This is a genomic window from Streptomyces sp. WG7 (assembly GCF_049975785.1).
Taxonomy (GTDB): Bacteria; Actinomycetota; Actinomycetes; order Streptomycetales; family Streptomycetaceae; genus Streptomyces.
In genome coordinates this window covers 89312-99969 of sequence record NZ_JBNGGE010000030.1, presented here as the reverse complement: position 1 = coordinate 99969, position 10658 = coordinate 89312, and the positions used below count along the sequence as shown (strand labels likewise).

The 10658-nt window shown below is 71.3% G+C and carries 8 protein-coding genes; 3 read left to right on the top strand and 5 right to left on the bottom strand.

Translation table 11 applies throughout. The features are described 5' to 3' along the window. Positions 1 to 177: 177 nt before the first annotated feature. From ACP4J0_RS26155 to ACP4J0_RS26145, 3 genes are all read right to left on the bottom strand, one after another. Positions 178 to 1089: a sugar ABC transporter permease gene (locus ACP4J0_RS26155; RefSeq protein ID WP_426601177.1), complete on the bottom strand. Its 912-nt coding sequence runs from the start codon at positions 1087 to 1089 to the stop codon at positions 178 to 180. 13 nt (positions 1090 to 1102) lie between these two features. Continuing rightward, positions 1103 to 2107 carry a carbohydrate ABC transporter permease gene (locus ACP4J0_RS26150; RefSeq protein ID WP_426601176.1) on the bottom strand — a complete coding sequence of 335 codons (1005 nt, stop codon included), beginning with the start codon at positions 2105 to 2107 and terminating at the stop codon, positions 1103 to 1105. A gap of 132 nt (positions 2108 to 2239) precedes the next feature. Beyond that, positions 2240 to 3508: an extracellular solute-binding protein gene (locus tag ACP4J0_RS26145; RefSeq protein WP_426601175.1), complete on the bottom strand. Its 1269-nt coding sequence runs from the start codon at positions 3506 to 3508 to the stop codon at positions 2240 to 2242. 405 nt (positions 3509 to 3913) lie between these two features. Here ACP4J0_RS26145 and ACP4J0_RS26140 point away from each other — a divergent pair, with 405 nt between their 5' ends. Together ACP4J0_RS26140 and ACP4J0_RS26135 are read left to right on the top strand one after the other, a co-directional pair. After that, positions 3914 to 4948: a LacI family DNA-binding transcriptional regulator gene (locus tag ACP4J0_RS26140; RefSeq protein ID WP_426601174.1), complete on the top strand. Its 1035-nt coding sequence runs from the start codon at positions 3914 to 3916 to the stop codon at positions 4946 to 4948. Positions 4949 to 5034: 86 nt separating this feature from the next. Then, positions 5035 to 5892 (top strand): phosphatase PAP2 family protein, encoded by an 858-nt coding sequence (locus tag ACP4J0_RS26135; RefSeq protein WP_426601173.1) that lies wholly within the window; start codon positions 5035 to 5037, stop codon positions 5890 to 5892. Between the two features lie 59 nt (positions 5893 to 5951). Here ACP4J0_RS26135 and ACP4J0_RS26130 read toward each other — a convergent pair whose 3' ends face one another. Further along, positions 5952 to 6539 carry a TetR/AcrR family transcriptional regulator gene (locus ACP4J0_RS26130; protein WP_426601172.1) on the bottom strand — a complete coding sequence of 196 codons (588 nt, stop codon included), beginning with the start codon at positions 6537 to 6539 and terminating at the stop codon, positions 5952 to 5954. A gap of 71 nt (positions 6540 to 6610) precedes the next feature. Here ACP4J0_RS26130 and ACP4J0_RS26125 point away from each other — a divergent pair, with 71 nt between their 5' ends. Continuing rightward, positions 6611 to 7504, top strand: a complete 894-nt coding sequence (locus ACP4J0_RS26125; RefSeq protein WP_426601171.1) for an NADP-dependent oxidoreductase — start codon at positions 6611 to 6613, stop codon at positions 7502 to 7504. 61 nt (positions 7505 to 7565) lie between these two features. Here the strand turns inward: ACP4J0_RS26125 and ACP4J0_RS26120 are convergent, their stop codons facing one another. Then, positions 7566 to 10568 (bottom strand): bifunctional [glutamine synthetase] adenylyltransferase/[glutamine synthetase]-adenylyl-L-tyrosine phosphorylase, encoded by a 3003-nt coding sequence (locus tag ACP4J0_RS26120; protein ID WP_426601170.1) that lies wholly within the window; start codon positions 10566 to 10568, stop codon positions 7566 to 7568. Positions 10569 to 10658: the final 90 nt, after the last annotated feature.

Sequence of the window (10658 nt, the reverse complement as noted above, 5' to 3'; positions counted from 1 at the left end):
GGGGGAGGGGGGTGGGGGGGGCGGGTGGGGGGGTGTGCGGCTGGCTCTGGCCGTCCTGGTGTTGTGACGGTGTTCGGGTCTGGCCCCCTGGGGGGGGGGGGGGGGGGGGCGCGGGGGCCGGCCGCGGTGCTGCGGGGTCGGATGGGCACCGCGGCCGGACGTTTTCCCGGGCGGGCGTCAGCCCTTGGTCCCGCCGGCGGTCAGGCCGGTCACCAGGTTCTTCTGCACGAGGTAGAAGAACGCGGAGACGGGTATCGCGACGAGTACGGCGGTGGCGGCCATCAGGTGGCGCTGCGCGTCGTGCTCGCTGACGAAGCTCTGCAGACCGACCGCGAAGGTGTACTTCGTGTCGCTCAGCATGAACGTCGAGGCGAAGGCGACCTCGCCGAATGCGGTGATGAAGCTGTAGAAGCCGGCGACCGCGAGGCCCGGCCGGGCGAGCGGCAGGATCAGCCGGAAGAAGGTGCCGAAGGGGGTCAGCCCGTCGACGCGCCCGGCCTCGTCGATCTCGAACGGGATGGTGTCGAAGTAGCCCTTGAGCAGCCACGCGCAGTACGGCACCGCGGTCGAGCAGTAGACGAGGATCAGGCCGAGGTAGCTGTCGACGAGCTGGAGCTCGGACAGGATCTGGTACATCGGCACGATCAGCACGGCGATGGGGAACATCTGGGTGACCAGCAGCACCCACATCAGCTTCTTGTAGCCGGGGAAGCGCATCCGCGAGACCGCGTAGCCGGTGGTGGCGGCGACCATGACGCCGATGACCGTGGTGCCCAGCGACACGATCAGCGAGCTCTTCAGCCAGTCGAAGAACTGCGTGTGCTGGAGCACGTACGCGTAGTTGTCGAAGGTCATCTTCGACCAGATGCGCTCGGGGTGCAGGTAGTCGTTCTTGTCCGGGCCCAGCGACAGGTAGACCAGCCAGGCGACCGGGAAGAGCGCGATGAGGCTCGCGACGGTCAGGATGCCGTGGGAGGCGAGGGACGCGGCCCGGCTGCGTTCGCCGCGGCCACGCCCCGGGCGCGGCGGCTCGGGGGACGCGGTGACCTGCTCCGCCGGAGCCTTGGTGTGCGCGGTGGTTGTACTCATGGCGGCTCCTGCCTCAGTTCGCGAGCTGCTGCTCATTGCGGTTCAGCCAGCGGCGGTAGAAGGAGGTGAAGACGATCAGGATGGCCAGCAGCAGGATGCCGTAGGCCGCGGACTGCGCGAAGTCACGGGGCTGCTGTCCGAAGCCGAGTTGGTACGCCCAGGTGACGAGGATCTGGGCCTCGGGGGCGGTGTTGCCGAACAGCAGGAAGATCACGGCGAACTGGTTGAAGGTCCAGATGACGCCGAGCAGGACGACGGTGGAGCTGACGGACCTGAGGCCGGGCAGGGTGACGTAGCGGAACCGCTGCCAGGCGTTCGCGCCGTCCATCTCGGCGGCCTCGTACAGGCTGTTGTCGATGGACTGCAGGCCGCCGAGGAGGGAGACCATCATGAACGGCACACCGCACCAGGTGTTGACCATGATCGCGGCGAAGCGCTGCCAGAAGGTGTCCTCGAGCCACGCGGGCGTCGGCAGGTGCAGCCAGTCCAGGCCGGAGTTGATGATGCCCTGGTCGGCGAGCATGAAGCGCCAGCCGAAGACGGTGACGAAGGTGGGCACGGCCCACGGCAGGACCAGGATCAGCCGGTAGAAGGTGCGGCCGCGCAGCTTCTGGTTGAGCAGCAGGGCGAGGCCGAGGCCGATGAAGAAGTGCAGTCCGACGCAGACCGCCGTCCACACGATGGTCCAGATGAAGTGCGACCAGAAACGGTCGTACGCGGTGGGGCCCCACAGGATGTCGGCGTAGTTGTCCAGGCCGACGAACTTGTAGGTGGCCTCGATCTCGTTGACGCCGATCGTGCGGCCCGTGTTGAGGCTGTTGGCGTCGGTGAGGGTGAGGTAGAGGCCGTACCCGAGCGGGTACAGCACGAGGACGCCGATCACGACGGCCACCGGCGCGATCATGGCGTAGGCGTACCAGTGCTTCTGGTAGCCGTCTTTCAGACGCCGGCCAAGGCCGGGCCGCGGGGTGCGGTCACCGCGGCGCTTGCCGGTCGCGCGGTCGATGGCGACTGTCATGGTTCGACACCTTCGGGAGCATCGGGACGAGCGGGACGATCAGGGGGTACGGCGCCGGGGGCTGCGGCGCGCAGGCCGGTGGCCGCCGGGTCCCCTCCCCCCCACGGCGGGGGACCCGGCGGCCGCGCGGACCTACTTGCTGAAGTCCGGCACCAGCTTGGCGATGGCGGTCTCCGCGTCGCCCAGGCCCTCGTCCAGGGACTTCTTGCCGCCGGCGATCTGCGGCAGCTCGTCGTCGAGCGGGGTCAGCAGGGAGCTGTACTCCGGCAGCGCCGGGCGCGGCTGGGCGGAGGGCAGGACCGTCTGGTAGCCGGCGATGCCCGGGTCGGCCTTGACCTTGTCGGTGTAGGCGTCGTCGCGCGTCGGCAGCGTGGAGTTCTTCAGGGCGACGGTCTCCTGCGACTTCGCGGAGGTCATGAAGTTCACGAACTTCAGCGACGCCTCCTGGTGCGCCTTGTCCGAGCCGGCGTACACCGAGAGGTTGTGGCCGCCGGTCGGGGCGCCCGCCTTGCCGGTGGAGCCGGCCGGGACGGTGGCGATGCCGAGGTTGTTCCTGTCCTTGAAGGCGGTGCCCTTGTAGAAGTTGGTGATCTCCCACGGACCCTGGATGATCGAGGCGACCTTGCCGCTGACGAACGCCTCCTGGATGTGGGCGTAGGCGTCGGCGGTGGTGTCGGCCTTGTGCAGGCCCTTGCCCTCGAACAGGCTCAGCCAGGTGCCGTAGGCCTTCTTCGCCTCGGGTGACCTGACGGTGATCTTCTTGGCCTCGACGTCGACCGTGTCGGTGCCCTCGCCGTACAGGAACGGCTGCGCGTAGTAGCCGGCCGTGGAGGCCCAGTAGCCGTCGACGCCGGTCTTGTCCTTGATGGTGGCGGCGGCCTTCTTCAGGTCGTCCCAGGTCTTGGGGGCCTCGACGCCGGCCTTCGCGAACAGTTCCTTGTTGTAGACGAAGGCGAGGGTGTCGGTGACCAGCGGGACGCCGTAGGTCTTGCCCTCGTACTTGGCCTGCTCGATCAGCTTGGGCTGGAACTTGTCCTGCTCGGCGAGGGCCTCGGTGCCGTCCAGCGGCAGGAAGAAGCCCTTCTTGGCGAAGGCGGCGGTCCAGCCGACGTCCGTGCGCAGCACGTCCGGGGCGCCCGAGGCACCGGCGGCGGTGTCGAACTTGTTCTGCGCCTGGTCGAAGGGGACGTTGACGTACTTGACCTTGATGTCCTTGTTGGCGGCCTCGAACTCCTTGACCAGGGCCTTGTAGGTCGGCGCCTCGTTGGTCGCGTTCGAGGTGTCCCAGTACGTGATGGTGACCGGTCCGCCCGACCCGCTGTCGTCGCCGTCCCCGCCGCACGCCGTCGCCGTGAGGGCGAGGGACGCCACCAGAGCGGTGGCCGCTATGCCACGCCGCATGAGTTCTCCTTGAGGGTGAAAGCCCGAGTGGTGCAGGGTGCGGGCCCGTCCGCCGCTCCTGCCGACTGCCGACCGCGCCTTTGCCGCCGTCGGGCGACGTGAACGTAACAGCGCCGCAAGCTCGACGGAAAGGTCTTGCAGCAAAAAAGTGCAAGAAGTCTCTGAAGTTATCCGGGCGTGACCTCCCGGCGACCGTCGTGAGACGCTTGATTGCGGGGATCGAGCGGTATCGGGCCGGTTGTGCAAGACTCTGCAAGCTCTTGCCGTCACTTTTCCTGAGGGAGCGCGATGACGCAGCAGCCCGCGCCGGGCCGTCCGACGGGCCGTCCAGCAGGCCGCCCAACAGGCCGCCCACGACGCCCGATCGGTGTGCAAGGCAGCGGCCGACAGGTACAGTCCACCCCTGTGACCACACGGCTTGCCGACATCGCCGCCCAGGCGGGGGTGAGCGAAGCGACCGTCAGCCGCGTTCTCAACGGCAAGCCGGGCGTCGCCGCCACCACCCGCCAGTCCGTACTCGCCGCTCTCGACGTGCTGGGTTACGAGCGCCCCGTGCGGCTGCGGCAGCGCAGCGAGGGCCTGGTGGGCCTGATCACCCCGGAGCTGGAGAACCCGATATTCCCGGCGCTGGCCCAGGTCATCGGCCAGGCGCTGACCCGCCAGGGCTACACACCGGTCCTCGCCACCCAGACCCCGGGCGGCTCCACCGAGGACGAGCTGACGGAGATGCTGGTCGACCGGGGGGTCGCCGGGATCATCTACGTCTCCGGTCTGCACGCCGACACCACCGCCGACATGCAGCGCTACGAGCGGCTGCGCGCACAGGGCGTGCCCTTCGTCCTCGTCGACGGTTTCTCGTCGAAGGTGCAGGCGCCGTTCATCTCCCCCGACGACCGCGCCGCGATGAACCTCGCGGTCACGCATCTCGTCTCGCTGGGGCACACCCGCATCGGGCTGGCCCTCGGCCCGAAGCGGTTCGTGCCGGTGCAGCGCAAGATCGAGGGTTTCGTCCGCACCGTCCAGGACCAACTGGGCATGGACGCCGAGGCCGTGGAGAAGGAGCTCGTCCAGCACTCCCTCTACACCCTGGAGGGCGGCCAGGCGGCGGCCGCCGCGCTCATGGAGCGGAGCTGCACCGCGGTGGTCTGCGCCAGCGACATGATGGCGCTGGGCGCGATACGGGCGGCCCGGCAGCGGGGCCTGGAGGTGCCCAGGGACTTCTCGGTCGTCGGCTTCGACGACTCGCCGCTGATCGCCTTCACGGACCCGCCGCTGACGACCGTCCGCAAGCCGGTCCCGGCGATGGGACAGGCGGCGGTGCGCACGTTGCTGGAGGAGATCGGCGGGACGCCCGCGCCGCACAGTGAGTTCGTGTTCATGCCGGAGCTGGTCGTGCGCGGCTCGACGGCGTCGGCGCCCGGAGAGCGCCACCGGCCCTGAGTCCTCCCGTGGTTTGGCCGGATGCGACCCCGGTCCGCCGGGGGGATGATCGGGGGGAGAAGGCTTTTCTGGCAGACTTCATGCCTATGGGTGACACGACCGTGAGGACCACGGAACGCCAGGAAGAGGCCGTTCCGCACCCCGTCACGGAGGAGACGGGGCGGGATCTCCTGCGCCGGCTCCGCGCGCCGCGCCGGCCCCGCCTGTGGTTCGAGATCCTGCTGATCGCGGTCAGTTACTGGACGTACTCCCTCGTCCGCAACGCGGTACCGGAGCAGCGGACACAGGCGCTGCACAACGCGGACTGGATCTGGCGGGTCGAGCAGCAACTCGGCGTCGCCGTCGAGCAGTCGGTCAACCACGCGGTGAACTCGGTGACTTGGCTCATCATCGGCATGAACTACTACTACGCCACGCTGCACTTCGTGGTGACCCTGGGCGTGCTGGTGTGGCTGTACCGCAGCCATCCCGGCCGCTACGCGGCGACCCGGCTCGTGCTCTTCGCGACGACGGGCGTCGCCCTGGTCGGTTACTACCTGTATCCGCTCGCCCCGCCCCGCCTGATGAACGGCGAGCACTTCATCGACACCGTGATGGTCCACGAGACGTGGGGGTCGATGGCGTCCGGCGACCTGAAGAACATGTCGAACCAGTACGCGGCGATGCCGTCGATGCACATCGGGTGGTCGGTGTGGTGCGGGCTGACGATCTTCGCGCTGGCCTCGGTTCCGTGGGTGCGGGTGCTGGGGCTGGTGTATCCGGTGCTCACCCTGGTGGTGATCGTCGCCACCGCCAACCACTTCTGGCTGGACGCGGTGGGCGGGGTGCTGTGCCTGGGGTTCGGGTACGCGGTGGCGGCCGCCTGGTACGGGCGCCTGCCGCACGCGCTGCCGCGGACGGTGGTGGCGCGGCGAGGCGCGGTGCCTTCGCCCACACGGGCGTAGGACCGACCTCCACCGCCCCGCCCTCTACCGCCCTTCACCCTTTCTGACGGGCCGGTTCCTTAGGCGTTCCCGGGGGCGCGGGTGACCTCCCAGGCCGCCTCGATCATCCGGAAGATCTCGTCCACCGCGGCTTCCGGATCGGCCGCCTCACGGGCGAGCGAATAGGCGTCGATCGCGAACCTCGCGATCGCCCGGCAGGCCGTCGTGGTCTGCGACAGGCCGGGATCGGCGGCGAGGGCCGCCGCCAGCGACTCCGCGTGGCGCAGCCTCATCGACTCCTGGTACTTCCGCAGGGCGGGTGATCCGTCGATCATGCGCCGGATCGGCGCGGCGCCGTCCGCCGTGCAGTGCCGCACCAGCGCCAGGACCTCGCGGCGCAGTGCGGGGACGAGCGACTCGTGCGGCGCACGGCCGGTGACCGCCTGCGTGAGGCGTCGCTCGAAGTCCTGGTCCTGCTCGAACACCAGGGCCTCTTTCGAGCCGAAGTGGGAGAAGAGCGTGGTGACGGCCACGTCGGCCTCGGCGGCCACGTCCCGGATGCCCACCGCGTCATAGCCGCGTTCCAGGAAGAGCCGCAGGGCGGTGTCGGCGATCTTCTGGCGGGTCGCGGCCTTCTTGCGCTCACGGCGTCCGGACTGCACGGTCATGCGCCTGACACTACCAAATACAAAACCGCAACCGTTCCTAAAACCTAACCGTTAGTGTTACGGTCGCCGGCATGAGAAAAGTGAGCTTCGCCGAGTTCGGCGGTCCGGACGTTCTGCAACTCATCGACGCCGAGGAGCCCCACGCGGGCCCCGGCCGGATACGCATCGCCGTGCGGGCGGCGGGCGTGAACCCCGTCGACTGGAGGGTCCGGGAGGGCCAGGTCCTGGGCGCCCATCCGATCCGGTTGCCCGCCGGAGTCGGGCTGGACGCCGCGGGGGTGGTGGACGAGATCGGTGAGGGCGTCGAAGGGATCGAGGTGGGCGACCACGTCTTCGGCGAAGGTTCGAGCACCTACGCCGAGTTCGCCGTGCTGGGGGCCTGGGCCCGGATGCCCGAGGGGCTGACGTTCGACGAGGCGGCCGGGTACCCCTCCGTCGTGGAGACCGCGCTGCGCGTCATCCGCGAGGTCGGTGTGCAGCCCGGGCAGACGCTGCTGGTCAGCGGTGCGTCGGGGGGAGTCGGGTCGGCGGTGCTGCAGATCGCCCGCGACCGCGGCATCACGGTGATCGGCACGGCCGGGGCCGCGAACCAGGACTACCTGCGGAGCCTGGGCGCCCTCCCCACGACGTACGGGGAGGGCTGGGTCGAGCGGGTGCGGCGGCTCGGCCGGGTCGACGCGGCTCTCGATCTGGCCGGCTCGGGTGTGATCCGCGAGCTCGTCGAGCTGACCGGGGATCCCCGGAGGGTGGTGTCCATCGCCGATCTCGATGCGCCGGAGTCCGGTGTCCGGTTCTCCGGAGTGGCCGGGAGCGTGCCCGACGCGCTCGCCGAGGCCGTCGGCCTCATCTCACGGGGACGGCTGCACATCCCGGTCGAGAAGTCGTACCCGCTCGCCGAGGCCGCGGCGGCGCACATCGACAGCCAGGCCGGTCACACGCGCGGGCGCCGGGTCATCGTCGTCTGAGCCGCTTTCCCGCGCGGCGGCACGGCCCGGCGAGGGGCCCTGGACCCTGGATCACCAGGGTTCAGGCGTAGAACAGGTCCTCCATCACCACTCTGGCCCGGCGGGCCGTGCGGCGGTACTCGTCGAGCATGTCGCCCGCGTGGCCGGGGCCGTGCCCGAGGTAGCGGCCCACCGCCGCCAGTTCGCGGGGGTCGCTCGGGAACGTGTCCCCGGCCCGTCCGCGCACCAGCATCACCGCGTTGCGGACGCGCGTCGCCAGTACCCACGCCTCGTCGAGCGTCCCGGCGTTCTCCGCCGAGACGAGGCCGGCGTCGCACGCGGCGGCCAGGGCCCGGCGCGTCCGGGTGGTCCGCAGCCCCGCCTCGGTGTGGCCGTGCCGCAGCTGGAACAGCTGTACGGTCCACTCGACGTCGGACAGTCCGCCCGGCCCCAGTTTGGCGTGCAGCTTGGGGTCCGCGCCGCGTGGCAGCCGCTCGGACTCCATCCGGGCCTTGAGCCGCCGGATCTCCCGTACGGCGTCCTCCCCGAGCCCGTCCGCCGGGTACCGCAGCGGATCGACCAGCTCGGTGAACCGCCGCCCGAGATCCGCGTCGCCGGCGACGAACTCGGCCCGCAGCAGCGCGTGCCGCTCCCACACCAGCGACCAGCGCCGGTAGTAGGTCTCGTACGACTTCAGGGTCCGCACCAGCGGCCCGGACTTGCCCTCGGGCCGCAGACCGGCGTCGATGAGCAGGGGCGGGTCGGCGCTCGGCACCTGGAGCAGGCGGCGCATCTCGGAGACGACCTTGTTCGCCGCGTCCGCCGCCTCCCGCTCGTCGACCCCGTCCCGCGGCTCGTGCACGAACAGCACGTCCGCGTCCGAGCCGTAGCCCAGCTCGTGCCCGCCGAACCGGCCCATGCCGATGATCGCGAACCGGGTCGGCAGGGTGTCGCCCCAGCCCTCCCGCACGACCGCCCGGAGCGTCCCGGCCAGTGTCGCCGCCGTCAGGTCGGAGACGGCGGCGCCGACCCGGTCCACCAGGGCTCCCTGGTCGGCTTCGACGGGCTGCGCGTCGGTGCCGTAGGAGCCGACGATGTCCGCGGCGGCCGTACGGAACAGTTCCCGGCGCCGGACCCCGCGCACCGCCGTGACCGCCTGTACCGCGCCGTCCGCGCGGCGGACCGCGGCGAGTGCCTCCTGCTCCAGCTGGAGCCGCCCGCGCGGCGCCAGCCCGCCGGCGTTGCCGTCCCCGAGCAGTGCGACGGCCTCGGGCGCCCGCATCAGCAGGTCGGGGGCGAGCCGCCCGGCGGAGAGCACGCGGGCGAGGTTCTCGGCCGCCGCTCCCTCGTCCCGCAGCAGCCGCAGGTACCAGGGCGTCGTGCCGAGCGCGTCGGAGACCTTGCGGAAGTTGAGCAGGCCGGTGTCCGGGTCGGCGGAGTCGGCGAACCAGCCGAGGAGCACGGGCAGCAGGGTCCGCTGGATGGCCGCCTTGCGGGTGACGCCGGACGCCAGCGCCTCCAGGTGCCGGAGCGCGGCGGCCGGGTCGGCGTATCCGAGGGCGACCATGCGTTCCCGGGCCGCCTCCGCGCTGAGCCGGGCCTCGCCCGGCGCCAGCTGGGCGACGGCGTCGAGCAGCGGCCGGTAGAACAGCTTCTCGTGCAGCCGGCGTACGACGGAGGCGTGCCGCTTCCACGCGCGCAGCAGCCCGGTGACCGGGTCGTTGCGCAGGCCCAGCGAGCGGCCGAGGCGCCGCAGGTCGGGCTCGTCCTCGGGCACCAGGTGGGTGCGCCGCAGCCGGTGGAGCTGGATGCGGTGCTCCATGGAGCGCAGGAAGCGGTACGCCTCGTCGAGCTGGGCGGCGTCGGCCCGGCCGACGTACCCGCCCGCGGCCAGTGCCTCCAGCGCGTCCAGCGTCGTGCCGCTGTGCAGGGAGGTGTCGGACCGCCCGTGCACCAGCTGGAGCAGCTGCACGGCGAACTCGACGTCCCTGAGCCCGCCGGGCCCCAGTTTCAGCTGCCGGTCGACCTCGGCGACGGGGATGGTCTCCACCACCCGGCGGCGCATCTTCTGCACGTCCGGGACGAAGTTCTCGCGGTCGGCGGCCTGCCACACCAGGGGCTGGAGGGCGGCGACGTACTCGGCGCCGAGGCCGGGGTCGCCGGCCACCGGGCGGGCCTTGAGCAGCGCCTGGAACTCCCAGGTCTTGGCCCAGCGCTGGTAGTAGGCGAGGTGGCTGCTGAGGGTGCGCACCAGCGGGCCGTTGCGTCCCTCCGGACGGAGGTTGGCGTCGACGGGCCAGATGGAGCCCTCGACGGTCGTCTCGGAGCAGATCCGCATCAGGTGCGAGGCGAGTGCGGTCGCGGCCCGCAGCGCCTTGGTCTCGTCGACGTCGGGGACGCCCTCCGCCGCCTCGCCGACGAAGATGACGTCGACGTCGGAGACGTAGTTCAGCTCGTGTCCGCCGCACTTGCCCATCGCGATCACCGCGAGCCGGCACAGCGCCGCGTCCTCGGGCGCGGCGGCCTCGGCGAGGGCGAGGGCGGCACGCAGGGTGGCGGTGGCGAGGTCGGCCAGCTCGGCGGCGGTCTCGGCGACGTCGATGGTGCCGCACACGTCGCGGGCGGCGATGGACAGCAGGCAGCGCCGGTAGGCGACGCGCAGGGAGACGGGGTCGGTGGCCCCGGCGAGGCCGCGTTCGAAGTCCTCCACGCCGCGGTGCAGGTCACGGGGTTCGTAGGTGACGAGGGCCTGCCAGTCACCGGCGTGCCGCGCGAGGTGGTCGGCGAGCGCCTCGGAGGCCCCGAGCACACCGAGGAGACGGTCGCGCAGCGGCTTGGCCGCTATCAGGGTGTCCAGCAGCTCCCGGCGGGCGGTGGGGTCCGGCTGCGCCTCCAGGAGCCGGACCAGGCCGTGCAGGGCGAGGTCCGGGTCGGCGGTGGCGCCGAGCGCCTCCAGCAGGACCGGGTCGTCGCGGACCGGGGCCAGCTCCACGCCGTCCAGCAGCCGCTCGGCGGCCGAGGGATCGGTGAAGCCGTGCCGCAGCAGCCGCGTGAAGGTACTGCTCCTGCGCCCCGGCGCCGTCATCCCGGCCTCCTGTCGGACTGGCGTTTCGTCGAACCCACGGACCCACGGACCCACGGCTCCACGGCTCCACGGACTGTCGGACCCTCGAAC

Bases quoted from the DNA above. Each gene is read 5' to 3' on its own strand.
- ACP4J0_RS26155 (WP_426601177.1), bottom strand. From the start codon at position 1,089: ATGAGTACAACCACCGCGCACACCAAGGCTCCGGCGGAGCAGGTCACC.
- ACP4J0_RS26150 (WP_426601176.1), bottom strand. From the start codon at position 2,107: ATGACAGTCGCCATCGACCGCGCGACCGGCAAGCGCCGCGGTGACCGC.
- ACP4J0_RS26145 (WP_426601175.1), bottom strand. From the start codon at position 3,508: ATGCGGCGTGGCATAGCGGCCACCGCTCTGGTGGCGTCCCTCGCCCTC.
- ACP4J0_RS26135 (WP_426601173.1), top strand. From the start codon at position 5,035: ATGGGTGACACGACCGTGAGGACCACGGAACGCCAGGAAGAGGCCGTT.
- ACP4J0_RS26130 (WP_426601172.1), bottom strand. From the start codon at position 6,539: ATGACCGTGCAGTCCGGACGCCGTGAGCGCAAGAAGGCCGCGACCCGC.
- ACP4J0_RS26125 (WP_426601171.1), top strand. From the start codon at position 6,611: ATGAGAAAAGTGAGCTTCGCCGAGTTCGGCGGTCCGGACGTTCTGCAA.
- ACP4J0_RS26120 (WP_426601170.1), bottom strand. From the start codon at position 10,568: ATGACGGCGCCGGGGCGCAGGAGCAGTACCTTCACGCGGCTGCTGCGG.